The sequence below is a fragment of the Amycolatopsis sp. TRM77291 genome (genome assembly GCF_054166285.1).
Genome location: NZ_JBSZHF010000001.1, coordinates 1,327,945 through 1,354,225 on the forward strand (window position 1 = coordinate 1,327,945; position 26,281 = coordinate 1,354,225).

Annotated in this window: 25 protein-coding genes; 13 read left to right on the forward strand and 12 right to left on the reverse strand. The window is 70.1% G+C overall.

What is annotated here, in order from left to right; genetic code table 11:
• The first annotated feature begins 5 nt into the window (after positions 1 to 5).
• The 5 genes from ACXIZN_RS06400 (at position 6) to ACXIZN_RS06420 (ending at position 4,172) form a co-directional block, all read left to right on the forward strand.
• Positions 6 to 362, forward strand: a complete 357-nt coding sequence (locus ACXIZN_RS06400; RefSeq protein WP_457953062.1) for a YciI family protein — start codon at positions 6 to 8, stop codon at positions 360 to 362.
• The gene (locus ACXIZN_RS06405) at positions 362 to 1,543 is read left to right on the forward strand and encodes an RNA polymerase sigma factor (RefSeq protein ID WP_457953063.1); all 1,182 of its coding nucleotides are present in this window, start codon (positions 362 to 364) and stop codon (positions 1,541 to 1,543) included. Before ACXIZN_RS06400 ends, ACXIZN_RS06405 begins: the two co-directional genes overlap by 1 nt.
• 147 nt (positions 1,544 to 1,690) lie before the next feature.
• The gene (locus ACXIZN_RS06410) at positions 1,691 to 2,452 is read left to right on the forward strand and encodes a DeoR/GlpR family DNA-binding transcription regulator (protein ID WP_457953064.1); all 762 of its coding nucleotides are present in this window, start codon (positions 1,691 to 1,693) and stop codon (positions 2,450 to 2,452) included.
• On the forward strand, positions 2,449 to 3,342 hold the full coding sequence (locus ACXIZN_RS06415) for a carbohydrate ABC transporter permease (RefSeq protein WP_457953065.1): 894 nt from the start codon (positions 2,449 to 2,451) through the stop codon (positions 3,340 to 3,342). Before ACXIZN_RS06410 ends, ACXIZN_RS06415 begins: the two co-directional genes overlap by 4 nt.
• 2 nt (positions 3,343 to 3,344) lie before the next feature.
• On the forward strand, positions 3,345 to 4,172 hold the full coding sequence (locus ACXIZN_RS06420) for a carbohydrate ABC transporter permease (protein WP_457960463.1): 828 nt from the start codon (positions 3,345 to 3,347) through the stop codon (positions 4,170 to 4,172).
• 344 nt (positions 4,173 to 4,516) lie between these two features.
• On the opposite strand, the gene ACXIZN_RS06425 is transcribed toward ACXIZN_RS06420, so the two are convergent.
• The 5 genes from ACXIZN_RS06425 to ACXIZN_RS06445 all read right to left on the reverse strand — a co-directional run bounded on the left by ACXIZN_RS06425 (position 4,517) and on the right by ACXIZN_RS06445 (position 14,647).
• Positions 4,517 to 5,695 (reverse strand): DUF222 domain-containing protein, encoded by a 1,179-nt coding sequence (locus ACXIZN_RS06425; RefSeq protein WP_457953066.1) that lies wholly within the window; start codon positions 5,693 to 5,695, stop codon positions 4,517 to 4,519.
• 524 nt (positions 5,696 to 6,219) lie between these two features.
• On the reverse strand, positions 6,220 to 7,578 hold the full coding sequence (locus ACXIZN_RS06430; protein ID WP_457953067.1) for a GH1 family beta-glucosidase: 1,359 nt from the start codon (positions 7,576 to 7,578) through the stop codon (positions 6,220 to 6,222).
• An 11-nt stretch (positions 7,579 to 7,589) separates the two neighbouring features.
• Complete coding sequence (locus ACXIZN_RS06435) at positions 7,590 to 8,849, reverse strand: ABC transporter substrate-binding protein (RefSeq protein ID WP_457953068.1); 1,260 nt, start codon at positions 8,847 to 8,849, stop codon at positions 7,590 to 7,592.
• A gap of 20 nt (positions 8,850 to 8,869) precedes the next feature.
• Positions 8,870 to 12,523: a BTAD domain-containing putative transcriptional regulator gene (locus tag ACXIZN_RS06440; protein ID WP_457960465.1), complete on the reverse strand. Its 3,654-nt coding sequence runs from the start codon at positions 12,521 to 12,523 to the stop codon at positions 8,870 to 8,872.
• 60 nt (positions 12,524 to 12,583) lie between these two features.
• Positions 12,584 to 14,647: a BTAD domain-containing putative transcriptional regulator gene (locus ACXIZN_RS06445; protein WP_457953069.1), complete on the reverse strand. Its 2,064-nt coding sequence runs from the start codon at positions 14,645 to 14,647 to the stop codon at positions 12,584 to 12,586.
• A gap of 276 nt (positions 14,648 to 14,923) precedes the next feature.
• On the opposite strand from ACXIZN_RS06445, the gene ACXIZN_RS06450 reads away from it, so the two are divergent.
• Positions 14,924 to 15,175 carry a hypothetical protein gene (locus tag ACXIZN_RS06450; protein ID WP_457953070.1) on the forward strand — a complete coding sequence of 84 codons (252 nt, stop codon included), beginning with the start codon at positions 14,924 to 14,926 and terminating at the stop codon, positions 15,173 to 15,175.
• 82 nt (positions 15,176 to 15,257) lie between these two features.
• On the forward strand, positions 15,258 to 15,893 hold the full coding sequence (locus tag ACXIZN_RS06455) for a helix-turn-helix transcriptional regulator (RefSeq protein ID WP_125682074.1): 636 nt from the start codon (positions 15,258 to 15,260) through the stop codon (positions 15,891 to 15,893).
• A 52-nt stretch (positions 15,894 to 15,945) separates the two neighbouring features.
• Here ACXIZN_RS06455 and ACXIZN_RS06460 read toward each other — a convergent pair whose 3' ends face one another.
• The 3 genes from ACXIZN_RS06460 to ACXIZN_RS06470 all read right to left on the reverse strand — a co-directional run bounded on the left by ACXIZN_RS06460 (position 15,946) and on the right by ACXIZN_RS06470 (position 19,649).
• Positions 15,946 to 16,530 carry a helix-turn-helix transcriptional regulator gene (locus tag ACXIZN_RS06460; protein ID WP_457953071.1) on the reverse strand — a complete coding sequence of 195 codons (585 nt, stop codon included), beginning with the start codon at positions 16,528 to 16,530 and terminating at the stop codon, positions 15,946 to 15,948.
• Entirely contained in the window at positions 16,527 to 19,043 is a 2,517-nt protein-coding gene (locus ACXIZN_RS06465) for a hypothetical protein (protein WP_457953072.1), read from the reverse strand. Before ACXIZN_RS06465 ends, ACXIZN_RS06460 begins: the two co-directional genes overlap by 4 nt.
• Positions 19,044 to 19,121: 78 nt before the next feature.
• Positions 19,122 to 19,649 carry an EF-hand domain-containing protein gene (locus ACXIZN_RS06470; protein ID WP_457953074.1) on the reverse strand — a complete coding sequence of 176 codons (528 nt, stop codon included), beginning with the start codon at positions 19,647 to 19,649 and terminating at the stop codon, positions 19,122 to 19,124.
• Positions 19,650 to 19,777: 128 nt separating this feature from the next.
• On the opposite strand from ACXIZN_RS06470, the gene ACXIZN_RS06475 reads away from it, so the two are divergent.
• From ACXIZN_RS06475 to ACXIZN_RS06490, 4 genes are all read left to right on the forward strand, one after another.
• Positions 19,778 to 19,984: a hypothetical protein gene (locus ACXIZN_RS06475; protein WP_457953075.1), complete on the forward strand. Its 207-nt coding sequence runs from the start codon at positions 19,778 to 19,780 to the stop codon at positions 19,982 to 19,984.
• 77 nt (positions 19,985 to 20,061) lie between these two features.
• Positions 20,062 to 20,238 (forward strand): CsbD family protein, encoded by a 177-nt coding sequence (locus tag ACXIZN_RS06480; protein ID WP_016335571.1) that lies wholly within the window; start codon positions 20,062 to 20,064, stop codon positions 20,236 to 20,238.
• Positions 20,239 to 20,308: 70 nt separating this feature from the next.
• Positions 20,309 to 20,968: a pentapeptide repeat-containing protein gene (locus ACXIZN_RS06485; protein WP_457953076.1), complete on the forward strand. Its 660-nt coding sequence runs from the start codon at positions 20,309 to 20,311 to the stop codon at positions 20,966 to 20,968.
• Complete coding sequence (locus ACXIZN_RS06490; RefSeq protein ID WP_457953077.1) at positions 20,965 to 21,540, forward strand: dienelactone hydrolase family protein; 576 nt, start codon at positions 20,965 to 20,967, stop codon at positions 21,538 to 21,540. Before ACXIZN_RS06485 ends, ACXIZN_RS06490 begins: the two co-directional genes overlap by 4 nt.
• On the opposite strand, the gene ACXIZN_RS06495 is transcribed toward ACXIZN_RS06490, so the two are convergent.
• Positions 21,525 to 21,860, reverse strand: coding sequence for a cupin domain-containing protein (locus ACXIZN_RS06495; RefSeq protein ID WP_457953078.1), 336 nt, complete (start codon positions 21,858 to 21,860; stop codon positions 21,525 to 21,527). The two genes, ACXIZN_RS06490 and ACXIZN_RS06495, sit on opposite strands and share 16 nt — an antisense overlap.
• Positions 21,861 to 21,931: 71 nt before the next feature.
• On the opposite strand from ACXIZN_RS06495, the gene ACXIZN_RS06500 reads away from it, so the two are divergent.
• Both ACXIZN_RS06500 and ACXIZN_RS06505 read left to right on the forward strand, forming a co-directional pair.
• The gene (locus ACXIZN_RS06500) at positions 21,932 to 22,876 is read left to right on the forward strand and encodes a GlxA family transcriptional regulator (protein WP_457953079.1); all 945 of its coding nucleotides are present in this window, start codon (positions 21,932 to 21,934) and stop codon (positions 22,874 to 22,876) included.
• A gap of 45 nt (positions 22,877 to 22,921) precedes the next feature.
• The gene (locus ACXIZN_RS06505; RefSeq protein ID WP_457953080.1) at positions 22,922 to 23,254 is read left to right on the forward strand and encodes a helix-turn-helix domain-containing protein; all 333 of its coding nucleotides are present in this window, start codon (positions 22,922 to 22,924) and stop codon (positions 23,252 to 23,254) included.
• A 435-nt stretch (positions 23,255 to 23,689) separates the two neighbouring features.
• Here the strand turns inward: ACXIZN_RS06505 and ACXIZN_RS06510 are convergent, their stop codons facing one another.
• Genes ACXIZN_RS06510 through ACXIZN_RS06520 form a run of 3 tightly spaced genes read right to left on the reverse strand, consistent with a single transcriptional unit; the run spans position 23,690 to position 26,162 of the window.
• Entirely contained in the window at positions 23,690 to 24,280 is a 591-nt protein-coding gene (locus tag ACXIZN_RS06510) for a ClpP family protease (protein WP_126734194.1), read from the reverse strand.
• Entirely contained in the window at positions 24,277 to 24,903 is a 627-nt protein-coding gene (locus ACXIZN_RS06515; protein ID WP_126734193.1) for a ClpP family protease, read from the reverse strand. The genes ACXIZN_RS06510 and ACXIZN_RS06515 overlap by 4 nt, the downstream gene beginning before the upstream one ends.
• A 56-nt stretch (positions 24,904 to 24,959) precedes the next feature.
• A complete protein-coding gene (locus ACXIZN_RS06520) occupies positions 24,960 to 26,162 on the reverse strand; it encodes a serine/threonine-protein kinase (RefSeq protein ID WP_457953081.1) in 1,203 nt (400 codons plus the stop codon).
• Positions 26,163 to 26,281 lie beyond the last annotated feature (119 nt).

Sequence of the window (26,281 nt, forward strand, 5' to 3'; positions counted from 1 at the left end):
CCGTCATGAGGCAGTACCTGCTCGCCGTCCAGCTCGACGAGAGCGAACGGGACGCGCCGGAGGAAGAGGTCCGGGCGATGCTGGCCAGGACGGGCAAGGTCACCGACGAGATGAAGGCCGCGGGTTCCTGGGTCTTCGTGGGCGGGCTGGAGCACTCGGACGTCTCCACGGTCGTCCGTCCCGAAGGCGGCAAGGTCACGATCACCGACGGGCCGTTCGCCGAGACGAAGGAACAGCTCGGCGGGTTCTGGGTGATCCAGGTCGAGGACCTCGACCAGGCGCTGGCCTGGGCGGAGAAATGCGCGCTCGCCTGCGGGCAGCCGATCGAAGTGCGGCCGTTCGGCGACCCGTCGCTCCCGTGATGGATTTCGACGGGATCTACCGGGCGGAATACGGCCGGTGCGTGGCCACCCTGACCCGTCTCCTCGGCGACATCACGCTCGCCGAGGAGGCGGTCCAGGACGCGTTCGCGACGGCGGTGGAGAAGTGGGCGGAAACGCCGCCCAATCCGGGCGCGTGGATCGTGACCACCGCCCGCAATCGCGCGATCGACCGCATTCGCCGGGAATCCACCCGCGAGGCCCGGCACGCCCAGGCGCTCCTCCTGCACTCGCCGGATGAGCCGCGTGAGCTGGGCCCGGTGCGCGACGACCAGCTCCGCATGATCTTCACCTGCTGCCATCCGGCGCTTTCGCCGCTCGCGCGGACCGCGCTCACCCTGCGCCTGATCGGCGGGCTGGAGGTGGGGGAGATCGCGCGGGCGTACCTCGTCCCGGAACCGACCGTGGCCCAGCGGATCGTCCGTGCGAAGAAGAAGATCCGCGACGCGGGCATCCCGTACCGCGTGCCGGGGAAGGACGAGCTGCCGGATCGGCTGGACTCCGTGCTCACCGTGCTCTACCTGGTTTTCAACGAGGGATACACGTCCACGTCGGGAGACCTACTGCGGACCGACCTCTGCGTGGAGGCGGTGCGCCTGACCAGGGCGCTCGCCGATCTGATGCCCGGCGAGCCGGAGGTGATCGGGCTGCTGGCCCTGCTCCTGCTCACCGAAGCCCGGCGGCCCGCGCGGGTGGGGCCTTCCGGTGAGCTGGTGGTGCTCGCGGAGCAGGACCGGTCGCTGTGGAACCGGGAACTGATCGCCGAGGGCCACGAACTGGTGCGGCGATGCCTGCGGCTCGGCCGTCCGGGCCCGTACCAGGTGCAGGCCGCGATCAACGCCGTGCACACGGACGGTGAGTCGACCGACTGGACACAGGTACTGGCGCTCTACGACCAGCTGTGGCGGCTCACCCCGACGCCGGTCGTCGCGCTCAACCGCGCGGTCGCCGTCGCCGAGGTGGACGGCCCGGCTGCGGCACTGGCCGGGATCGAGGGACTGGAGCTGCCCGGGTATCACCATCTGCCCGCCACGCGGGCGAACCTGCTGGCCCGTCTCGGCCGGACATCGGACGCCGTCGCCGCCTACGACGAGGCGATCACCTTGGCCACCAACGACACGGAACGGGCTTTCCTGCGGGCCAAACGGGCAGTCCTGTCGTAGTTTCGGGCAACCGCCGACGAAAACGCCACACACGCTGTGTCCTCAATGGACAGAGCGCCGCGGCCGGGTGGAGGGTTCCGTTGTCGGACCGGTGAGAAACCAACTATTGTCGCCATGACCGCTCGTCCGCCAGGCAGGAGGTGACCGTTGTACGCCGAAGAGCGGCAGCGCGCCATCCTCAAACAGGCGCGGCAGAACGGCCGGGTCGACGTGGCGACGCTCGCGGCGGCCTTCGAGATCACCAGCGAGACCGTCCGCCGTGACCTGACGGCGCTGGAACGCAGCGGAGTGGTGCGGCGGGTGCACGGCGGCGCGATCCCCGTCGAGCGGCTGGGTATCGAGCAGGGGCTCGACGCCCGCGACGCGGTGATGACCGCGGAGAAGGACCGTATCGCCGCCGCGGCGCTGGAGCAGATCCCCGACGGGGGCTCGATCCTGCTGGACGCGGGCACCACGGTGGCCCGGCTGGCGAACCTCGTCCCCGCCGATCGCGGGCTGACCGTGGTCACTCCTTCGCTGCCGAACGCGTTCACGCTCGCCAACCGGCCCGGCGTCACGCTGATGCTGGTCGGGGGAAGGCTGCGCGGCCGGACCATGGCGTCGGTCGACGGCTGGGCGCTCGACGCCCTCAAGGACACTTTCGTCGACGTCGCTTTCCTCGGTACCAACGGTCTTTCCGTCGAGCGGGGGCTCACCACCCCGGACACCGCCGAGGCGATGGTGAAGCGCGCGGCCATCGCGTCCGCCCGGCGGACGGTGCTACTGGCCGATCACACGAAGATCGGCGACGACCATTTCGCCCGGTTCGGGGGCCTTTGCGACGTCGACACCCTGATCACCGACAGCGGTGTCGAACCGCGGGAGATCGACGACATCAGCCGGGCAGGCGTCAAGGTGATCATCGTTTGAAGCGTTCGGGTGAGAGGCTCGCCGGATACCTGATGACAGCGCCGTTCTACGTCCTCTTCGGCGTGTTCGGGCTCTTCCCGTTGCTCTACACCGCGTGGGTGGCGCTGCACCATTGGCATCTGGTCAACGGTGACACCGGGTTCGCCGGGCTGGGCAACTTCGCGGTCCTGCTCCAGGATCCGTATTTCTACAACGCGCTCTTCAACACGGTCAGCATCTTCATCCTTTCGACCGTCCCGCAACTGCTGGCCGCGCTCGGGCTCGCCGCGCTCCTCGACCGTCCCTTGCGGGCGAGGACAGTGTGGCGGGCGAGTGTGCTGCTGCCCAACGTCGTCTCGGTGGTCGCGGTCGCGCTGGTGTTCAGCCAGCTGTTCGCCGAGGACTACGGCGTCGTCAACTGGGCGCTGGGGCTGGTGGGGATCGACCCGGTGGACTGGCGGTCCGACCGGTTCGCCTCGCACGTCGCGGTGAGCACGATGGTGATGTGGCGCTGGACCGGCTACAACGCGCTGCTCTACCTCGCGGCCATGCAATCCGTGCCGCAGGAACGCTATGACGCCGCGATGCTCGACGGCGCCTCGCGCTGGCGGACCTTCTGGTCCATCACCGTGCCGGCGATCCGCCCGACCATCGCCTTCACCGTCGTCGTCTCGACCATCGGCGGGTTGCAGCTGTTCGCCGAGCCGCAGCTGTTCGACGACACCGGCGTCAACGGGACGGGCGGCGCCGACCGGCAGTTCCAGACCCTCGCCATGTACCTGTACGAAAAGGGGTTCGGCGAGTTCGACGCCGGATACGCGGCGGCCATCGCGTGGTTGCTGTTCCTGTGCTCGGCCGTGTTCGCGCTGGTCAACTTCACGCTCGTGCGCCGGATGCGGGGCGGTGAGTGACCGTGGCGGCAAGGGAACGGGCCGGTTTCGTCGTCTACGGGCTGCTGCTCGCCGTCGCCGTCGCGTCGGTCTTCCCGTTGTACTGGTCGTTCGTGGTGTCCTCGAAGGACAATTCCGCCCTCGGTGAGACCACGCCGCCGCTGCTGCCCGGCGGCAACCTGGTCGAGAACGTCGGCAGGGTCTTCGGGACCGTCGACTTCTGGCTGGCGATGCAGAACTCGCTGATCGTCGCCGGCACGGTCACCGTTTCGAACGTGCTGCTCTCCAGCCTGGCCGGATTCGCCTTCGCGCGGCTGCGCTTCCCGGGCCGTGACTCGCTTTTCCTGGTGGTCATCGGTACCGCGATGGTGCCCGCCCAGCTCGGCGTCATCCCGCTCTACCTCGTGGTCGGGGAACTCGGCTGGTACGGGCGGCTGGAAGCGGTGATCGTGCCCGGGCTGGTCGGCGCGTTCAGCGTGTTCTGGATGCGGCAGGCGTGCGAAGAGGCGATCCCCGGCGAACTGCTCGACGCCGGCCGCGTCGACGGCTGCTCGACGGTGCGGCTGTTCTGGCATGTCGCCATGCCCGCCATCCGCCCTCAAGCCGCCGTGCTCGGGATGCTGACGTTCATGACCGCGTGGAACGACTTCTTCTGGCCGCTGATCGTGCTCGACCCCAACGCTCACCCGACCGTCCAGGTGGCGTTGTCGCGGCTGGCGAGTGGTTACTTCACCGATTACTCGCTGATGCTCACCGCGGCGACGATCGGGGTGCTGCCTGTGATCGTGCTGTTCATCCTGCTGGCCAGGAAGGTGGTCGACGGCGTGATGCGGGGTGCGCCGCGGGCTTGACCGTGGTGGTGTCGTTCGGGCTGCTGGGTCTTCGTGGGTCTTTGCCGTTTTTCGGCGAGGGCAGGGTGTTGTGGTGCGTGGTACGGCCTCGGTCGTGTTGGTGGGCGGAGTGGAGTTCAGCCCGATCGAGGCGTCATCGGATTTCGGCGACCAGGCCGGTGCCGATCGTCGAGGACGCGGCTGTCGCCGTTTTCCGGCGTCTTCGTTGGGGAGCTCCCGATTGCTGTCAGGCCGGCCCGCGGCGTGATCACGAGCGGACTCCAGCCCGATGGTGCCGTAGCCGTATTTCGGCAACCGAGTTGGCGCCACTCGTTGTGGACCCGTGGCCCTTTTCGGCGACGGTTTCAGAATGGTGGCTCTTGGGTGCGGGGTTCGTGTAGTGGCGGTGGCGTGCTGTCGTAGTTGTGGCCGGTGGGTGTGGTGATGGTGAGAGTGCCGTCCTCGGCCAGCCGGTAGATCCAGCCGGGTTCGTCCTTGAGCCGGTGGTCACGGCGGCAGAGGTCGATGAGTTCGGTGTCGGCGGTGTGGCCGCCGTGTTGCCAGGGGACTGAGTGGTCCAGGTCGCAGGTTTGGGCGGGGCGGTGGCAGCCGGGTCTTCGGCATTCCCGGTCTCGGACCCGGACGAACTCGTCCAGTCCGGCGGTGGGCCGGTAGCGGTCGCGGCCGAGGTCGAGGACTTGCCCGGAGAATGGGTCGGTGATGATCCGGCGCAGCACGGCGTCCGGACCGGAGGCGATGTGCCGGGCCAGTGCGGCGGGGATGTGGCCGTGTCCGGCGAGTTCGGCGGGTTCGTCGTTCAGGCCGAGGTAGGTGTTGAGGTCCATGTAGAGGAACACTTCGGGCCGTTCAGCCTTGCCACTTTGGCCACCCAACAGCAGATCGAGGGCGATGTCGGCGCGCAGCTGATCCAGCGTCCGGGTCTCCCCGCCGGTTTTGAGGGCGCGTGCCTCACGGTCGATCCGGGTGTAGGCGGCGGCCACTTTCTCGACAGGGCCGTCCTCGACTTCGATCGAGGCGACGCCGATCTCACCCTGGCGGATCGACAACCGGCGCCCGGCACGGTGCCGTTCCGCGCGGCGGGCGGCACCGTCACGGTCGGCCATCATCGCCGCGTGATTCGCTGCTTTCCGGATCTGCTCGGAGTTCCGGCCCGGCAGACGGTCTTCCAGGACCTCGTCGACCGCGCGGGCGTCCTCCTCCGACAGCCACGCGGTGGCGGTGGCGACCTTCAGCGCCCCATAACCACCCACCTGCCCCTGATCCAGCAGTCCCAGCGTCCGAGGTAATCGCGTGGTCAGCGCCGCCGCCGTCGACACCAGGCCGGCCGCGTGACCGTCCACAACAGACAGTGCGAACGCGACTTCCTGCGCCACGCTAGACGCGCCGTCACGGTGACGGTTGAGCTGCGCGAGCGCGCGGAACCGGACCGCCTCCAGGCGGGCGATACCCTCCGACGCCGCGATAGCAGCGTCGACGGCATCGTTGTCCTCCAACGAATCCAGGGCGGCATTGATCTCCTTCAACACATCAGACGAGGTTATTTCCTTGAGTAGCGCCACAGTGGCGTTGCGTGTGTCCACACATAGAAGCTACAACCGACCACCGACAGTTTCCGGGCCAGCGCGTCGTCGTTTTTCGGCGATGTGTGTGAATCTGGTTGTTGTGTGCCTGCGTGTCTGGAGGGTGTTTGTTTCTGTGTTTCGAGGTTGGGCATGGGACTGACCGTCGAGGTTTTCCGCGCCAGCGCGTCGTCGTTTTCGGTAACGTGCGGTGAGCTATGGTGCGGTCGGAGGTCTGGTCGTTGTGGTCCTACATGCTGTGCGGGGGTGTTCGTTCTTGCGTTTCGAAGTCGAGCATGCAACCGACCACCGACAGTCTCCGCGCCAGCGCGTCGTCGTTTTTCGGCGACGCGCGTCAATTTCGGCGCAGGTCAAGCTGTTGTGACCCCTAGAAGTCCCTGTATGCCTAAATCTTCGTGCAGGATCGTGTCGAAGTCGCGCATGCGACCAGCCATCGCCGAATTCCGGCAACAACAGGACCCAGGCTGTCAGAACGACTGAAGTCCGTTGCGCGCCACCACATCCGCGTAGAACCGGGCGCTGTCCTTGAGAACTCGTTCCTGCGTTTCGAAATCGACGTGCACGAGTCCGAACCGCTGCGTGTACCCCATCGCCCACTCGAAGTTGTCCAGCAGCGACCAGGCCATGTAGCCGCGGACGTCGGCGCCGCGTTCGATCGCGTCGTGTACGGCGGCGAGGTGTTCGGCGAAGTATCGCACGCGCTTCTCGTCGTGCACCCGTCCGTCGACGACCTCGTCCTCGAACGCGGCACCGTTCTCGGCGATCACGAGCGGCAGGCCGGGGCAGTGTTCGTGGAGCCACAGCAACAGATCGGTGAACGACGAGGGCCGCTGTTCCCAGCCGAGCGAGGTCAGGTCGCCGCGGGGCGGCTGGACGTCCATTCCGCGCAGACCTGGCAGAGGACAGTTGCTGTCGGCCTCGGGGTCTTCGAGCGGGACCGCGCGGGCGGGCGCGTAGTAGTTGACGCCGAGGACGTCCAGCGGCTGCGCGATGATCTCCAGATCGCCGTCGGCGATCGCCGGTTCCAATGTGCCGAGATGCGCCAGATCCGCCAGCAGTTCGGGCGGATAGCCGCGGCCCAGCAATGGGTCGAGGAAGAATCTGTTGTGCAGGAAGTCGAACTTGCGCGCGGCCTCGCGGTGCGCGGCGTCGTCCACATCGGTCAGCACCGGGGCGAAGTTGAGCACGATGGACACCTCCTGCTCGCCGCCGTTCGCCCGCAACGCCTGAGCGGCCTTGCCATGCGCAAGCAGGAGATTGTGCCCGGCGACCAAGGCCGCGCCTTCGTCTTTGATACCCGGCGCGTGATCGCCGTTGCCGTAGCCGATGAAGGCGGCGCAGAACGGTTCGTTGATCGTGGTCCATTGCCGCACCCGGTCGCCGAGTACATTGTGGACGGTCAGGGCGTAGTCGGCGAAAAGGCTCGCGAGGTCGCGGTTCGGCCATCCGCCTTCAGCCTGTAAGGCTTCCGGGAGATCCCAGTGGTAGAGCGTCACCATCGGGGTGATGCCGTGCTCCAGCACCGTGTCGACAAGGCGATCGTAGAAGGCGAGGCCTCTGGGCTCGACCGTGCGGCCGTCCGGCATGACCCGGGACCACGCGACGGAGAACCGGTAGTACGGCACGCCGAGCCCGCTCAGCAGCCCGATGTCCTCGCGGTAACGCCGGTAGTGGTCGCAAGCCGGGTCACCGGTGGCCAGACCCGGCCGCGCGGTGAAGGTGTCCCAAATGGACGGTCCGCGGCCATCCGCCGTCGTGGACCCCTCGATCTGGTACGCCGCCGTGGCCGTGCCCCAGCGGAACCCGGCCGGAAACCTGCGTGTCACGCCGTCCCCACTCAGTTGGCGGCCGCGGCGCGGCCCTCGGTCGCGGCCTGGTTCCATGCCTCGTCCAGCGACTGCTTCCCCTCTTCGACGCGGCCGAGCGCGTGTCCGTACACCGGCCGCACCTCGCCGTCGCGCAGCCCGCGGTAGTTCGGCCGCAAGGCCTCGGCGGAAGCCGCGAAGATCTTGCCGATCGGCGCACCGCTGAAGTACTGGCTGGTATGGGAAAGCACGGAGGTGTCCTGGTACGCGCCCAGGGCGCTCGGCAGGAGCCCGCTTTCCAGGAAGATCCGCTTCTGCTGTTCGGGAGCGGTGAGCCAGACGGCGAGGTCGTAGGCTTCCTTGCGGTGCGCGCCCTGTTTCGGGACGGTCAGGAACGAGCCGCCCCAGTTGCCCGCCTTGCCCGGAACCGAGGTGACGTCCCATTTGCCCGCGAGCTCCGGCCCGCCCGCCTCTTCGATCTGGGTGAGCATCCACGCGGGACAGGTGATGGCGGCGAACCGGCTCTGCTTGATCGCGACCGTCCACGGCTGGGTGAAGGTGGTGACGGCGGCCGTCTCCTTCTTCAGCGCCATCCCGCCCGCCAGTTCGAAGGCCTTGCGCACGTTGGGGTTCGTGTCGGCGATGAACCGCTCGTCCTTGGCGAAGTAGTTCTCCTGCGCCTGGTTGAGCATCGCCGTGTAGACGGTGCCCGCCGAGTCGGCGAACTTGACGTCGTCCGGTGCCTTGGCGCTGAACCGCTCGCCGGTTTCGGCGAACTTCTCCCAGGTCGGCCACAGCGCGGCCACCTGCTCGCGGTCGCTCGGCAGACCGGCGTTCGCGAACAGGTCGCGCCGGTAGCAGAGGGCGAGGCTGCCCATGTCGGTGCCGAGGCCCATCACGAACCTCCCGTTTTCGGCGGTGCCCTGGTCCCATTTCCAGGCAGGCCACTGCTCGCGGAGCCCCTGCGCGCCGAACTCGGAGAGGTCGCTGAACTTGTCCGTCGACTGGCGGAACTTGGGGAGGTACTGCTCCTCGATCGCCACCACGTCCGCGCTGCCGCGCCCGGCGCCGAGTCCGGTGGCGAGCTGGCGGTGATGCGTCTCGAAGTCGGCGACCCGGCCCTCGACGGTGATCCCCGGATGGGCCCTTTCGTAGTCGTCGAAGAGCTTTTCGTACCCGAACTCGCCGAAGGTGGCGACGGTGAGCTTGATCGGGCCGCCGGCTTCCGGCGCGCTCGAACAGCCGCTCAGCAGCAGCACCAGGGCCGTCAAGCCGGCCAGTACGCGGGTCATGGTTCTCCTCGGTCGTGTGGTCACGCGAGTCGTCTCGGCAGCTGGTCGCCGACGGTCAGCCGGGAATCGGCGTGCAGTTTGGTCAGGACCCTGGACACCAGCGACTGCACCGTCCGCCGCGGCAGGCTCAGCTCGGCGGCGATCTCCGGGTTCGACAGCTTCGCCGCCACCAGCCGCGCGACCCGCAGTTCCAGCGGCGACAGCGCCCCGCTGTGCCGGGGACTCCGCTCGGCGCGGCTCAGCACGCCGTAGCGGCGCAGCCTGCTTTCCGCCCGGCGGATGCTCCAGGTGGCCCCGACCTCGCCGAGCACCTCACACGCTTCGGTGAGCGAGCGCGTCGCCGCTTCGAGGTAACCGGCGCGGCCGAGCAGTTCGGCGGCGTCCTCCAGCGCGGCCGCGAGTTCGATCGGGCGGTCGACCTCGCGGTAGTGATCGGCCGCGGCCAGCATGCCGTCGGGGTCGCCGTCGATCAGCGACCGGCACCGGAGTGCGGCCGCGGTCGCCCTGGCGGGGACGGTCTCCTGGCTCGCCTCCTCGGCGCAGACGGCGAGCGCTTCCTGAGCGACGGCGTCGTTCCCGGCGGCGAGCGCGACGCGGACGACGTCGGGAAGCCATTGGTGGCGCAGCATCATCCGGGCGTAGTCGGGGCGCAGCACCGGCGCGAACAGCCGCAGCGCGTCGTCGAGTTCGCCGCGCTGCTCGGCGGCCATCGCCTGTGCCGCCAGGTAGAAGTCGCAGCTCTCGCGTTCGGACGAGTTCGACGGTGAGTGCGCCTCGGCCGCCTCCAGATGGGCGCGGACGGCGACGCGTTCGTCGCGATGACCCGCGATGAGGGCGGCGACCCCGTGCAGCAGCAGGGCGGCGGCGCCCGGCTCGCGGACACCGTAAAAGGTGATCGCGGGGCCGTCTTCGGTGACCGAGTCCAGTTCGGCCAGCGCCTCGTCCCAGCGGCCGGTCCAGTAGTAGTGCACGGCCGCCGAGACCTGCGGACCGGTCGGCAGGCCGTGCCGTGCGGCCGTCTCGTACCCGGCGTGCAGGGTGGCGTCGGCCTCGCTCAGCCGGTCGAGGTTCTGCAGGGTGAACAGGCGGTTGTCGAGCAGGTCGAAGCGCAGGGTCGCCAGGTCGGCCTCGTCGCCGGTGGTCTCCAGTGCGGCGTCGATCGCGGTCAGTGCCCGGTCGTGCTCGCGGCGGATCGAATGCACGAGCCACAACGTCTGCTGCGCGTGCGCGGCCGGATAGCGTTCGCCCGCCTCCGCCGCCTCGGCGTGCAGACCGCGTGCGATCCGTTCGGTCTCGTCGAGGTCGGCGAGCGTGCCGCGCCGGAAGTTGGCGAGCAGCGTCCGGGTGCTGGTGCGCCACAGCTCCGGCATCGACGGGTCGTCCGCGGTGTCGCCGAGCGCCTCGATCGCGCCCGGCGTGTCGCCCCGCCGGTAGCGCAGCGCGGCGAGGAAATGCCGCATCTGCGCCAGATCCGCCTTGTCGGTGACGATCTTCACCGCCTGCTCGGCTTCCGCCTCGGGAGCCAGTTCGAGCCGGAACAGCACGCGCACCAGCGCGGCGATCAGCGTCTCCCGCTGCTCGCCGGTGGGCACCGTGCTGTCGAGCGCGCCGCGGAGCAGGTCGGCCGCGATATGCGGGGCCCGGTTGGACACCGCGACGTGGTTGGCGGTGAGCCAGCCCGCGAGCCACGGGTCGAACGGTACCGGCCCGGCCGCCAGCTGCTCGGCGACCCGTTTGATCGGCGCGCCCGCCCGGGCGAGTGACTCGGCGGCGCGCCGGTGCAACGCGGCGCGGACCGGTTCGGCGATGGCGCCGTAGAGCGCCTGACGCTGGAACGGGTGATGGAAGGCGAGTTTGTCGCCGGCGTACTCGATGACGCCCGCGGTGGTGGCGGGCTCCAGCTCCCGCAGGACCTCCAGCGGACCCTTGTCCGCCAGCGCGGCCAGGTCCTCGACGGCGAACTCCGCGCCCAGCAGCGAGGCGGTCCGCAGGATCTCGGTCGTGGCGGGGTCGAGGCATTCCAGCGTCCTGGCCACCGCCGCCAGCAGCGACCGCGGCGCGTTCTCGGTGCCGTCCAGCGTCACCTCGGCCACGCCGTCCTTGATCCGCAACGAGCCGGTGCGGACCAGGTCGTGCGCGATTTCCCTGGCGTAGAGCGGATTCCCGGCCGCGCGCCGGACCAGCGGGCGGAGACTCGCCCCGAGCTTGGCCCCGAGGACCACCTCGAACACGGCGGTGACGTCGTCGTCGGTCAGCACCTCGACCGGCATGATCTCGCCGTCCCTCGCCTCGACCCCGCGGCGGAGCTGGGCGAGATCGCGGCGGCCGTGCCCGGTGCGCGTGGCGGCGACCAGCAGGAGCGGCAGCTGGCGGGTGGCGGCGGCAAGCCGTTGCCACAGCAGCACACTCGCCTCGTCGGCCCAGTGGAGGTCGTCGATCACCAGCACCAGCGGGCCCGCCGCGCAGGTCTCGTCGACCAGCGCCAGCAGTTTGTCCACAGTAGACAGGATCGGGTCGGTGGGGCCCCAGTTCCCGTGCGCGGGTTCGGCGTGCAGCTCGCCCGCCAGCTTGGCCTTGGCCGGATCCGCCGCGCCGTGGTGCACCCCGAGGCATTCCATGATGACCTGCAGCGGGAACCGTTGGCGCAGCTCGTCGGCCGCGGTCCAGGCGAGCTGGCAGCCCCGCGCCGCGGCGCCCGACAGCCCGGCGATCAGCAGTTCGGATTTGCCGATACCCGGTTCGCCTTCGAGCCAGACCGGGCGGCCCCGGCCGGCGAGCACGTCGGTGACGAAACCGTCCAGCCGCTCGACCTGCCGGGCACGGCCGGGCAGCCTGCCCTGGCCGCCGCGTTCGATCGCCTTGGCGACCGGCGGCGGCACGACGCGGACCGGAGCCGGTTTCGGTCGGGTGACAGGTTTTTCGCTGCCGTCGAGGATGCGCTGGTGCAGATCACGCAACGGCGCACCGGGTTCGACGCCGAGCTCGTCCCGCAGTATCCGCCTGGCCTCGCGATACGCGCTGAGCGCTTCGATCGGCCGCCCGCTGGCGTGCAGGGCGCGCATGAGCGTCTCGTGCAACGACTCGCGGAGCGGGTGCCGCTGCACCAGCGCGGTCAGCTCGGCCACCACTTCGCGGTGGTCACCGATGCCGAGCAGAGCCGTGGCGCGGAGTTCCGTGGCGGTGAGCTGGAGTTCGGTGAGCCGGACGCGTTCCGCTTCGGCGAACGGGCCCGGCACGCCGGAGTAGGCCTCGCCGCGCCAGAGCCCGAGCGCGGTGGTGAGCCGGGCGGCCGCCCCCCGCTGATCGGTCTGGGCGATCAGCCGTCGAGCGGCCGCGGCGTCCTGCTCGAACCGGCTGACGTCGAGCGCTTCCCGGTCCAGCCGCAGTACGTAACTCGACCCGGAAGAGCTCAGGACCTGGTGCGCGTCACCGCCGGCCTTGCGGATCGCGCCGCGCAGACCGGAGACGTAGGTGTGGACGCTGCCGGTGGCGCTGGCGGGCGCCGACTCGCCCCAGACGTCGGAGATCAGTTCGCCGAGGGAGATCGCCTGGCCGCGCCGCGCCGCCAGGGTGGCGAAGACCGCGCGCTGCCGGGCGGGCCCGAGCTTCAGCTCGACGTCGTCGAGCCAGGCACGAGGCGGCCCGAGCAGCTCGACGCGCAGCCCGTTCGTCACGCCGGCTCCATTTCTCGTCATGCACCGAAAGTGGCCGGATCACTACTGTGTCCCCGCAGTTTAGGACGTCCTCGGTCCGGTTCGGTTGCGCACCCGGGCGAGTGCGTACAGCGGCGCGCACCAGGGCTGCGCGGACCCGGAGGGCGTGGCGCCCGTTTCGGGCAAAAGGAGCGCGGCGAGCTCGCCCGCCAGGCTCCGGTGCTGCTCCTCGGTCAGATTTCGTTGGCAGGAAAGCAAGTGGAGCAGTTCGACCGCCGGCCCGGTGGACAGCGCGCGGACGTTGTCGAGCAGCCACTGCGGGATCCAGCGGGCCGTCAGCTCGTCGCCGACCTGGAGCAACTGCTCGGCGACGCGGTCCGCCGGCGCGCCGGAACCCGCCATGGTGGCGGCGATCTCCTGGTGCAGCACGGCGCGGATGGCGGGCGGGGTGTTCGCGGCGAACACGTCCCGCACCAGCGGGACCCGGAACCGCAGCCGTTCTCCCTCGGTTTCCAGCACGTGCGCGGCGAGCGCCTCTTCGACCGCTCCGATGAGCGCCCGCAGTTCGCGGCCGGTGACACCTGTCAGATCGGCGACCGTGAACGACGAGCCGAGCAGGGCCGCCGAGCTCAGCGTTCGCTTGCACGGCACGGAAAGCGCGGCGAGATGATCTTCGACCACGGTGGCGAGCCTGCTGTGCGGCGTGACGTCGGGCTCGCGCCCGTCGGCGAGCTCGGCGAACAGCTCGCACAGGTAGCCGATATTTCCGGCGCTGTACTCGGCGGCGAACCCGAGGAAGTCTTCGCCCGGATCCCTGGCCAAGGTCTCCTCGGCGAGCGCGGCGGCGGCCGGGCCGTCGAACGGCGGCAGCGAGATGACGTCCCCGTCGAGCCGAGAGCGGAGGACTTCGAGGGTGCGGCGCCGGGGGAGGGGGCGAGCCGAGCCGACCAGCAGCAGCGGCAGGTGCGCGGTGAACCCGTGCAGCCGCTGCCAGGCGAGCAGGCTTTCCTCGTCGGCCCAGTGCAGGTCTTCGAAGACGAGTACCCACGGCCCGTCCGCGCACAGTTCGGTGACCGTTTTGCCGAGGTCGTCGAGCGCTTCGCCGCCGAGGCAGTCGGCGATGAGGCTCAGCGGGACCGCGCTGGTCAGCTCGTCGGCTTCGACCCAGCGCGTGCGGCTGCGTGCCGAGGCGAGGGCCTCCGCCAGGAACGCGCTCTTGCCGCCGCCCGCCTCGCCGTCCAGCCAGATCGTCCCGCCGCGGCCCTCGTCCATGAGCGCGGCCAGATGACGGCGCACCCGGCGGAGTTCGAACTCCCGGCCGACGAAAGCGGACGGCCGTTCGGGCGGGGCATGGGCCTGTCGATGCCGTTTCGGCCGGTCCTGGTGGTGCAGCGCCGGATCGTCGTCCAGGACCCGTTGCCGCAGGGCGAGCAGCTCCGGCCCGGGTTCGAGACCGGACTGCTCGATGATCGTCTCGCGGGCGCGGTCGAACGCGGCCAGCGCCTCGGCCTGCCTGCCGGACCGGAACAACGCGGTGATCAGCATCCGGTGCAGGCCTTCGCGCAACGGATGGCGCTCGACCAGCACGGCGAGCTCGCCCACGAGTTCGCGGTAGGCGCCGAGGTGCAGCGCGACCTCGGCCTGACGTTCGAGCGCGCTCATCCGCAGCTCGTTCAGCCGGGCGCGCTGGGTCTCGGCGAACGGCCCGGGGATCCCGTCGAGCGCGGAACCCCGCCATTGCCCGAGCGCGGAGTGAAGCGACTCCAGCTCCCGTTCGTGCGAACCGGCGAGCCGGTGCGCGCGGGCCCGCTCCAGCTCGGCTTCGAAGACGTGGACGTCGACCTGCTGCCTCGGCAGGTCGAGGCTGTAGCCGGCGCGGCTGGCGACGAGCGGCCCGCCCGCCGGCTCCAGCGCGCGGCGCAGCGCGGAGACGTAGGTGTACACGATGCCGGTGGCGCTGTCCGGTGGCCGCTCGCCCCAGACGGCGTCGATGATCTCCTTGCGGGAGACGAACTGGCCGGCACGCAGGGCGAGGGTGGCGAACACCGCCTGACGCTGGGCGGGACCCAGCGCGATCTCGCCTTCGCCGTGGCGCGCGGGGGAACCGCCCAGCAGGCGCACTGTCAGCGAGGAAACCTCGTCCATGACCTGCCGCCTGTGCGTCCGACTGCCGAAAAGAGTGTCCTGCTCAGCGGAAAGCCTAGTGGCGGCGATGTGGGTTTCGCAATCAATCGGGCACCCACCGTGTGGGTTTCGGCGGCCGAGCCTGGAACAAGCCGGTTTGTGGACTGTCGGATGTCCGTTCATGTGGGTTTCAGGCCCCGTTCAGGCGAGGGGCGACCGGGCAAAGCCGGGCGTTCGCGGGGGCAGAAAGGCCTGCGGCGCTGGTCGAAGGCATGCGAGGCTGTGCATGCTGTGACAGTGAGCCAGGATCTTGAACACTTCGCCGGTGATGTCCTGCTCAGCCTCGCCAGGAACGGCAGGCTGGTGCTCGACGCCGATGAGGCCGAAGCGCGTATCACCGAGCTTCGGCGGACGCTGGCTTTCGGCTACGCCCTCCTGGCCGACCCGGACTACACCGGACCCGAGGGCAGGCTCCGCGAGATCCTGGACGAGCTGCCCAAGTACGTCGAGGCGTTTCAGCAGGCCACGAAGTCCTTCACGCCTCGTTGAGAACTCGTGGAGACTTCGTGAAGAGCTCCTTCGCAGACTGTGTCCCATCCGACTGGGGCCGCGGACAAGCGGAGGGGACGAAGTGGACACGGAAACCCGACAGATCACCGTGGCGGTGCACGCGCCCGACCCGATCACCACCGCGGGCCTGGCCAGCCAGCTGGGCACGCAGCAGGGGATCGACATCCGGGACTGGGATCAGCGCGCCGAGACCGACGTCCTGGTGTTCGCCGCCGAATGCCTGACGCCGGAGATCGTGCTCTGGCTGCGGCGGCTCGCCGCCGAGGACGGCAAGCCGGTGGTGCTCGTGGTGAGCCAGATCAGCGAGGCGGAACTCGTACCCGCCATCGAATGCCGGGTGGTGGCGGTCCTGCCGCGCTCGGCCACGACCGGCGAACGGCTGGCGCACGCCGTCCGCGCGGCGGCCACCGGCGGCGGAGTGCTCCCGCCGAGCCTGCTCGGCGAACTGCTCAAGCACGTCGAGCGGTTGCAGCGCGAGGTGCTCGACCCGATGGGCGTCAACACCGCCGGGCTCACCACCCGGGAGATCGACGTGCTGCGGCTGATGGCCGAGGGCAAGGACACCGTCGAGATCGCCGGCGAGCTCAGCTACTCGGAACGCAGCGTGAAGCACATCATCCAGGGCATCACCGGGCGGCTGAAGCTGAAGAACCGGCCGCACGCCGTCGCGTACGCGGTGCGGGCCGGGGTGATCTGAGGCGCAACTCGCGTGATTGAAGGCGTAACTCGCGTGATTGAAGGCGTATCTCTCAGATCAAGCCGGCCCGGATGGCTTCGGCCACCGCTTCGGCGCGGTTCCGCAGGGCCAGCCGCCGCTGCGCGTGGTGCAGGATGTTCTTGATGGTGCGCTGGGAGTAGCCCATCACCGCGCCGATCTCCGCGGTGTCCTTGCCCTCCGCGATCAGCCGGAGCACGTTGATCTCGCGTTGGTGGAACAGCGCCGGGCCTTCGGCCAGGGCGCCGTATCCGGCGGCGAGCCTGTCGGCGGAGGCCGGCGGCGCCGATCGCGCGGCCGTGACCTCGGCGATCAGCCGGTCCGGCCGGGCCGCCCGATGCGGCAGGACGCAGCGCACGCCGGCGTCCGCGGCCCAGCGGTGGCCGGACGGCGGGAGCGGTCCGGCGATGAGGATCCCGGGCAGGGCGCCCAGTTCGGTCACCGCCCGCCGCAGCACCGGGAGGTCCTGCCCGGCCGGGTCCTCGGCGGCCACCAGCACGTCGGCGCCCTGGCCGGGTACCACCGCGATCGTCGTGTCCCGCGAAAGGATGCCGACGAGGCCCGCGCTGGTCACCGGGTCGGCCGCGTGGACGGCGACCCGGACGTCCGGCGCCTTCACGAGGCGTATCGGCCGTTCAACAGGGCCGTGGCCAGTTCGATCCGGGAGCGGTAACCGGTCCGGCTGAAGAGCAGGCTCAGCCGTCCGTCCACACTCTTGCGACTGGTCTGCAGGGTCTTCGCCAGCTGCTCGTTCGTCAGCCCTTCGCCCGCCAGCAGCGCCAGCAGGTGCTCGTTCTCGGCGGCCGGCTCCTCGGGGTCACCGGGAGGAGCGATCCCGTTGTCCCGCATGAGATTCCGCAGCCGCGCACGATACAGCAGCGCGTCGAGCGAACCGAGCGTCTCGTAGATCTCGACGAGCACCTTGGGATCCGTCGCGTGGTGCCGTACCAGGCGTTCGGCCGCGATGGCGAGCTCGAACGGCTGGTCGCGCTCCCTGGCCAGCCACAGGCACTCGCCGTCCGGCTCCTGTCCGAGGCAGGCGCGGACCAGGTGGCGATGCAGCAGCACCCGTCCGGTCGGCAGCGCGGAAGCGAGTTCCTCCAGTGCGTCGAGTGCCTTCCTGGCCGCGGCGCGGTCGTTCTTCCGCAACGCGAGTTCGGCGAGGTCGGCCCAGGCGATGTCCGTGCCGACGGCGAGTCCGCAGGTGGCCGCGTGCAGGCGTTTGGCGGCCCGGTCGGTCTCGCCGAGGGCCATGTCGACCCGGGCTTCGGCGATGTCGAGCAGATGCGCCAGCATCGGTGCCGTGGCGCGGGCGGCGGTCAGCAGTTCCCGTGCCGCGGTGAACCGTCCCTGTGACAGCAGGACCGACACGGTCGACAGGTGCATCGCGGCCGATCCGGTGTCGTACCCGCGCCGCGAACGGTCGGCCACGCTGCGGTGGGCGAAGTCGATGGCGCGGGCGGGCCGCCCCCGCATGACCGCGAGCATCGAACGCTCGCTGTCGCGCAGCCCGGTTTCGGGGAAGTCTTCGTCGGCGAGCAGTTTCTCCGCGCGTGCACGTTCGCCCAGCACCAGCAACGCGGTGACGTACGAGGTGATCTGGTCGTTCCGGTGCCGCCGCGCCGACCTCAGCGGCCACCGTTCGCGTTCGGTCAGGTTCGCGCCGAACCTCGCTGAGCGGCCGGCCCAGAGCTCGGCCAGACTGCCGAAGAGTTCCCCCAGCATCGCGGAAACCGTCGATCCGGTCCGCCAGGAATCGTTCTCCGCCAGCAGTTCGGCCGCTTCCGCCCAGCGGTCCAGCAGGCTCAGCGCGATCGCGCTCGAGGCCACCGACCAGTCCGGCGGGTTCGTGGCGATCCTCGCCAGTTCGGCCGTGTTGCCGGAGTTGTGCAGCGCGCAGACGGCGATCGACTGGGCTTCCTGCGCGGCGTCGGCGGACAGCCGGTCGGGGAATTCCTCCAGCAGCCGCCGCGTGCCCGCGAGACTCTGTTCGTGGTCGCCGTTCAGGTGACACCACATGGTGTGGAGCAGGGTCACCCTCGCCCGCTGCGGCCGGTCCTCGGTCAGCTCGACCGCGGCACGCAGCCATCGCGCGCCGCGCGTGGTCTGGTCGTCGGGCAGGAACGCCGCGTTGTCGAGCAGTTCGGCGAGGGCGCGGCGCGGGTCGATCAGCTTGCCTGCCTCCGCGATCCGGTCGGGAAGGTAGTACGGGGCGGACGTGTGCGCGGTCCCGTTCCACAACGCGGTGACGGCGGCCGCGGCGATACGCCGGCGTTCGAAGGGGCCGAGTTCGGCGATCAGCGCGTACGCCACCACCGGCACGGTGAACCGCCAGCCCCGGCCGCGGTGCAGGATCCCGTCCGCTCGCAGGGTTTCCAGTATCGCGAGCGTTTCCGCGGGATCCTGCGCGAGGACCTCGCTGATCAGCGACGGCATCGCCGCACCGAGCGGATGCAGCATCGCGGCGGCCTTCGCGACGGCGAGCCGCCCGGGGGCCAGCTGCATGGATCGCAGCGGCACCAGCGTGCCGGGGACGAGGTACGCGCGCCGGTCGACGATCCGGATCGCGCCCTGCGCGCGCAGCAGGTCCAGCGCCTGGCGCAACGCGGCGGGCACTCCCCGGCTGAGTTCGTGCAGCCGGTCCCGGAGCAGGTCGCTCGGAACGGCGCCCAGCGCCTCGACGACCGGCCGCGTGATCTGCGCCGCCGTCAACGGCAGCAGCCGCACCGGTTCCACCAGGCCTTCGGCGCGCAGCCGCCGCACGACGGCGAGCCTCTCGGCCGCGTCACGGACCGGGGTCCGCGTGGCGCAGACCAGCCTGTCCGACGAGCCGCGGATCAACGCCGCCAGGACGGCGAGGTCGTCGTTTCGCATCCATTGGGTGTCGTCGAGCAGCAGCACGTGCCCGTCGCCGGTGACGGGAGGCCATGGATCGCCGCCGGGCACGAGGTCGCCGTCCTGCGTGAAGCGCACGGTCGAAACCTTTTGCCCCGACGCGGAAAGCCGCTCGGACAGCCGCGCGAGCAGCGTGGTCCGGCCGACGCCCGCCGGCCCGGTCACCCAGACGCAGGGCGCGCCCTCGCCGGTGACGCGCTCCAGGATCCGCTCGGCCACCTCGTCCACGCCTGACATCCTGAGCGGCCGGGACGTCCGCGACGCGGTGGAGGCCGGGGTCTGGCCCGTATGGCCGCCGGGTCCGCCCGAAAACCGTCAGGCGGCCAGCGGACCGAAGACCAGGGTGCCCGGGGCCTTCGCGTCGTTGCCCGCCCAGAACTCCAGCCACAGGGCGGCGAACTCGTCCCGGGACAGCATTCCGTCACCGTCGGAGTCGAGCAGCGGGAAGGTGGCGTCGGTATCGGTGGGGCGGCCGTTCCAGACCTCGATCAGCTGGCGGTACTCCGCCGCGGAGATCAGCCCGTCGCCGTTCTCGTCGATCGCTTCGAACATCGCGTCGGCCGTCGCGGTCACGGCCTCGGGCGTGCCGGGAAGCCTGTCGACGACCAGCAGGACCTCGTCGAGGGTGACCTTGTCGTCCCGGTCGAGATCCGACGCCGCCAGCAGCGTCGTCCACCAGCTCAGCATGATGCCGGTCAGGCGCCGCTCGTCACCCGGGCCGCGCCGCCGCGCCCAGCGGTCGGCCAGGGCCTGGAAATCCCGCTCCTGGAGAAAACCGTCGCCGTCGACGTCCATCGCGGCGAAGACACCTGAGATCTTGCGCCGCTGCAAGTCGCTTGCCATGCGTCCGAACGATAGAACCGGTGGCGTAACGGCACATCGGCCATTCAGGGCCACGGCGATCCACGATCGGGGGACGGTGCGAGGAGCGCCGTACCGTGAAAGGGAACGACCACACCCGGAGGTGGCGGATGACGGCCGAAATCGAACGGGCGGCCCACGCCTACTGTCCTGTCTGCAACCCGGACCCCGGCCTCGGCGAGCCGGTCACGGCGCTCTGCGGGGCGACCCATCCGTACTGGGGCCGCCGCGAGCGGCCGCTGAACAACTGCCCGGCCTGCGAGGCCGTCGTCGTGAAGACGGTGTACCCGTGCGGCCACACGGGTGGGGAGAGATGAGGGCCACAGCGAAAACGTCGTTTCCCCGGCCCGCCGGCGGGTATCCGGAGGCAGCGGACAACGAAAGGGAGGCCCTGATGAACGACAAGGCCGAGAACAAGATCGACGAGCTCAAGGGCAAGGCCAAGGAAGCCGCCGGTAACGCCACGGACAACGAGCAGTGGCAGGCCGAAGGCAAGGCCGAGCAGGGCAAGGCCAACGTCAAGCAGGCGGGCGAGAAGGTCAAGGACGCGGTGAAGGGCGTCCGGGACTGACCCTACGGGCGGCTCGCGCGTGAAGGCAGCTTCACGCGCCCGCGCGAGCCCCTGGGGTACGGTCCGGATCATGGACTTCCGGGATTTCGACGGCATCAAGGTGCGCCGCCCTTCGGTCGAGCGCGACGACCTCGAAAACGAACCCGCCGTGTTCCGGGGCGATTTCGACTTCGACTCGGTCCGCCTCGACGGCGGCGACCAGAGCGGGGTCCGTGGTGGCGGCGAGATCGCGCGTTCAGTCGTCGCGGACGTGAGCCTGGCGAACTCCCGGCTCGACAGGCTGACGCTCTCCGACGTGATCCTCGAAGGCGTCGACCTGTCCAACGCGGCGATCCGCGAACTGTCGGCCCGCCGGGTCGAAATCCTCCGTTGCCGCGCGATCGGGCTCGGAGTGGCGATCACCTCCGCGACCGATCTGTACGTCGAGAACGCGCGGTTCGACTACGCGTCGGTGACGGTCGAGCGGGCGAAGGGTCCGGCCGTCTTCTCCGGATGTTCTTTCCGGGAGACGGTGTTCTCCGGGGACCTATCCCGGTTGACCTTTGTGGACTGTGAGTTCACCGGAACGGAATTCGCGGCCGTCTCCGCGCTGGACTGCGATCTGCGCGGTTCGCGCCTGTCCGATGTCCGCGGTCTGCTGACCCTGCGCGGCGCGAAGATCACCGGCGAGCAGGCCGTCTCGGTCGCGGGGATTCTCGCGGCCGAAAGCGGATTGTCGGTCGTCGGATGACCAACGTCGTCCTCTTCCACTCGGTCCTGGGGTTACGGCCTACCGAGCTGGCCGCGGCGGACCGGCTGCGCGCCGCCGGGCACGAGGTCACCACTCCCGATCTCTACGCCGGTGAGACCGCGACCACGTTGGAAGACGGATTCGCGCTGAAGGACCGGATCGGGTGGTCCACCGTCGCGACCCGTGCGCTCGACGCCGCCCGGAAGCTGCCCGACGACACCGTGCTGGCCGGGATGTCGATGGGCGCGGTGGTGGCCGCGGGCCTGCTCCCTCATCGGCCTGCCACCGCCGGCGTGCTCTTGCTCCACGCCATCGCCGACCTGCCCGCGAAAGTCCGCGAGGGGCTGCCGGTCCAGCTCCACGCGGCCGACCCGGACGGCTTCGCGCCACCGGCCGCGCTTCCCGGCTGGCTCGCCGCGGCGGCCCGCTCCGGCGCCGACGCGCGGGTGTTCACCTATCCCGGAGCGGGCCACTTCTACACCGACGACAGCCTGCCCGACCACGACGAGGACGCGGCGGCCCTGACCTGGCAACGGATCCTGGCGTTCCTGGCGGCTCAGCCTTCGGGATAGAAGACGAAGAGCGTGCATCCGGTCGCCGACGCCGGCACGTGCCACGAACCGGCCGGAGCGTGCAGGAAGGTCCCCGCCGGGTAGTCGCGCGCGCCGTCGTTGAAGGTGCCGGAGACGACGAACACCTCTTCGGGGCCCGGCTCGTGGACGTCGCGATGCGGCCACGAGGTGCCGGGATCCATTTCCAGCACGTTGGCGTGCGCGCCGTCCGTTCCCGTCCACAGTGGACGCAGCCGGATCCCCGGGAACAGCTCGCGAACGGGGGATTCCTTGACGGGGACGGAAGTGTAGCCCTCTTGGGCGAGGATCTCGGGGTGCATGACCTCATGGTGCCGTGGCCGCCTCGCGGCCGGACGGTGTCAGGGAAGACACCACGGGGTATTTTTCTGCCATGCATCGCGTGAGGGCACTGGTGCGGCCGGTGCAGTCGACCTTCGAGCTCGGGATCGCCGCCGAGGTCTTCGGCACGGAGCGCGCCGGAGTGCCGCGGTACTACGAATTCGACGTCTGCACGGAGAAACCCGGCCCGGTGCCGACCACGGCCGGGTACACGATCTCCGTGACCAAAGGCCTGTCCGCGCTGGCTGACGCCGACACGGTGCTCATCCCCGGCTGGTCGCCGGTGGAGGCACCGCTCTCGGCCCCGGTGCGCCGGGCGCTCCTGCGCGCGCACGCCAGGGGAGCGCGGCTCGTCACGATCTGCACGGGTGTCTTCGCGCTGGCCCGCACCGGGCTGCTGGACGGCAGGACGGCGACCACGCATTGGGCACGTGCTTCCCGGCTGCAGGAGGAATTCCCCCGGATTCGCGTGGAACCGGACGTGCTCTACGTGGACCACGGCGACGTCGCCACGAGCGCCGGGGCGGGCGCGGGGATCGATCTCTGCCTGCACCTGGTCCGGCGCGACCACGGGGCCGCGCACGCCGCCCTCGTCGCCCGGCACATGGTGATGCCGCCGCACCGTGACGGCGGTCAGGCGCAGTTCGTCCCGGCCCCGCCGCCCGGCGACGAGCTGGACGGTCTCCTCGAATGGGCGGGCGAGCGCCTCGGGACACCGTTGTCGGTGGGCGATCTGGCCGCGCACCTCAACGTCTCGCCCCGCACGCTCGCCCGGCGCTTCGCCGATCAGCTCGGCACCACGCCGGGCGCCTGGTTGCTGACGCGGCGCGTGACCGAGGCGCGCACCCTGCTGGAGGAGACCGGCTTACCGGTGGAGGTGATCGCGGCCCGCGTCGGGCTGACGTCGGCCGTGAACCTCCGCCGTCGCTTCCGTGATCAGGTCGGCACGACGCCGGGCGCGTACCGGCGCGCGTTCCGTGGCTCGGTTTCGCCTTGAGCGGAACGGAGCACGCGCGCCCCGGCGGAATGTCACGATGAGCCTATGGCGGACATCCTCCCTTTCCACCAGAAGCGTCCCGAACCGGAGCCGCTGTGGCGTGACGTGCTGGGCAAGAGCCTGCGCGCCGCGAGGGAGGAACAGGGCGGCCGCCTCGTCGACGTCGCCGAACGCGCCGGGATCTCGCCTCAGTACCTCTCCGAGATCGAACGCGGCCGCAAGGAGCCGTCCAGCGAGATGATCGCCGCGGTCACCGGCGCGCTCGGGCTCGACCTGGCGGATCTGCTCTTCGGTATCGCGGGCACGATCAGCCGGGGCGGCAGCACGGGGCTCACGGTCGGCCGCCGCCCGCGAGGACCCGTGCTCATGGCCGCTTGAGCGTGTTTCATATCGAGGGGTAAGCCGAAGGCAGCGCAACGTCGATGGGGGACTGTGGCCGAAGGTCTCAGCGCTGTCGGATGTGTCGCGAAAGCCACTTTCGGGACGTCTGGTGTCTCGAAAGTGGCTTTCGCGACATCAGCACCAGCGCTGTCGGCTTCGAGCGGGCCCCGCGGAAGTGCCGACCACGCCCCCTTCGCCTTACCCGTCAATAAGCCTGTTCGATGGGCTTCGTGCTNGCGAAAGCCACTTTCGGGACGTCTGGTGTCTCGAAAGTGGCTTTCGCGACATCAGCACCAGCGCTGTCGGCTTCGAGCGGGCCCCGCGGAAGTGCCGACCACGCCCCCTTCGCCTTACCCGTCAATAAGCCTGTTCGATGGGCTTCGTGCTGCAAGTGTCCGCGAAAGACCGCGAACCTTGGCTTATGAACACCGCCTAGGCACGCTCGTCGAGAACGCGGTCCGCGAGCCCGTAGGCGACGGCGCCAGCCGCGTCGAACACGCGGTCCCGGTCGGTGTCGTGCCGGAGATCGGACACGGCGCGGCCGGTGTGCGCGGAAAGGATCTCCTCCAGCTGCGTCCGCACCCGCACGACCTCGTCGGCCTGCAGGATGAGGTCCGGGATGGTGCCCCGGCCCTGCGCGGCGGGCTGGTGCAGCACCACCCTGGTGTGCGGCAGCACGAACCGGTGCCCCGCCTCGCCCGCCGCCAGCAGGATCGCGCCCGCCGCGACGGCCTGGCCGACACAGGTCGTGGCCACCGGCGCCTTGATGAAACGCATGGTGTCGTACAACGCGAGCATCGCCGACGGGTCGCCGCCCTCGGTGTTGATGTAGAGGTTGATCTCCTGCTCGGGGTTGTCCGCCTCCAGGTACAGCAGCTGGGTGATCAGGGCGTTCGCCACGCCGGAGTCGATCGCGGTCCCGAGGTAGATGATCCGCTCCGACAGCAGATGCGAGTAGACGTCCATGATCCGCTCGCCGGCGGGGCTGCGGGAGATGACGTTGGGGATGGTGTAGGAGCTCATGCGCCCGCACCCCTTTCCGTGCCGAGGCCGAGTCTGTGCGTGCGGACGGGGACGACCTGGTCGAGGCTCTCGACGATGTGGTCGATGAAGCCGTATTCGCGCGCCTGCTCGGTGGTGAACCAGCGATCGTGGAGCGAGTCGGCGAAGATCCGGTCGATGGGCTGCCCGGTGTCGTCGGCGATGAGGCCGAGCACCGTGTCCCGCGTGTAGCGCAGGTCGTCCGCCTGCACCTCCACCTCGACGGCCGAACCGCCGATACCGGCCGAACCCTGGTGCATGAGGATCCGGGCGTGCGGCAGGGCGAACCGTTTGCCCGGGGTGCCCGCCGAAAGCAGGAACTGCCCGGCACTGCACGCCAGTCCCAGCGCGAGGGTGGCGACGTCGCACGGCACGAGCCGCATCACGTCGCGGATGGCCAGCATCGACGGGACCGAACCGCCCGGCGAGTGGATCCACAACGCGATGTCCTTGCGCGGGTCCTCGCTCGCGAGTGACAGCAGCTGGGTGGTGAGGACCGTCCCGTTGTCGTCGTCGAGCGCGCCGTCGAGGACCAGCACACGCTGGCTGAAGAACCGTTCCCGGAGCCGTTGGTCGAAGAGTGGCTGCTTCTCGTTGTCGGTCATGCCCCGACCATGCCGCCGGGGCCCGGCCGCCCGCCGGTTTCGCTGCTGTGAGCGGATCAGCCCACAGCAGGGCGTTTGGCCGGGACCAGCCATACGCCGATGACCAGCACGGCGGCGAAGACGAGGGCGACGAGATCGAGAGCGAGCCCCGGATACAGGGGAAGGCCCAGGTATTCCCGTTCGTCCAGCGTCTGCAGCAGGAGCAGGCTGAGCAACGTCAGCCCCGCGCCGACGGCGGTCACGACCTGCCCGCGGCGGACGCTGGCGAACAGGAGACCGCCACCGACGATCGAAAACACGCCCGCCAGGACGATGCCGACGCGGGCGAGCAGCATCGGCGGCCAGAACACCTCGAACAGGTACGCCTGGTGGATCATCATCGCGTCGGTCAGCACGTAGAAGCCGAACAGGATGCTCGCCACACCGGCCAGGATCGCGGGCACCGAAGGCATGCCGAGCCCGGGAGAAGTCGGTCGCGGTACCGGGGTTTCGACCCCGCTCGCGGCCTGAGCCAGCAGCGGGAGCGCTCGGTCCGGCAGCATGCGTGCCTGCGGTGCCTTCGCGAGCAGCCCGCGGAGGACGTCCGCGAGTGGCGCGGGCGTCCGGGTGAAGGGCGGCTGCTCGTTGACGACGGCGTACAGCGTGGCCGCGACGTTCGCCCGCTGGAAGAAGTTCCCGCCCTCGCTCGCGCCGAGCAGCGTCACGCCGAGCGACCAGAGATCGGAATGGGGAGTGGCTTCGTGCCCCGCGATCGTTTCGGGGGCGAGGAATGCTGGGGTAGCGGCCGGGTCGAGGGCCTTGGCGATCCCGAAACCGGTCAGTTTCACCGTGCCGTCGGGAGCCACCAGGATGTTCGAGGGCCGCACGTCGCCGTGCACGATCCCCGCCGTGTGCGCGGCGGTGAGCGCGCCGAGCACCTGTCCGCCGATGTCCGCCACGAACCGCGGCGGCAGCGGACCCGCGGACGCGACGTCCTCCAGAGTCCGCCCTTCCACGGGGCCCATCACGATGAACGCCGTCCCGTCCGTCACCACGACGTCGTGGACGGGCACCACCGACGGGTGACCGATCGCGACGCGGGCTTCGCGCTGGAGCCGCTCGACGAGGGCGGGCTCGTGGCTGGGAAGCCGCAGCTCCTTGATCGCGACCCGGTCGCCGTCCGGCCCGTCCTCGGCACGCCACAGCACGGCCGTCCCGTCGCGCCCCAGCTCCTCGAGCAGGGTGTAGCGCTCGGCGATCGTGCGGGAAACTGCCGTCACAGTGGTTCTCCTCGAATCCTGAAAGGGGTCTTCGAGGGACGCTAATCAGCGCTCATGACAAAACGATGAAATGGCCGTTCATCCATAAAGGACCTATCCGGCTGGATATATTCACAGTC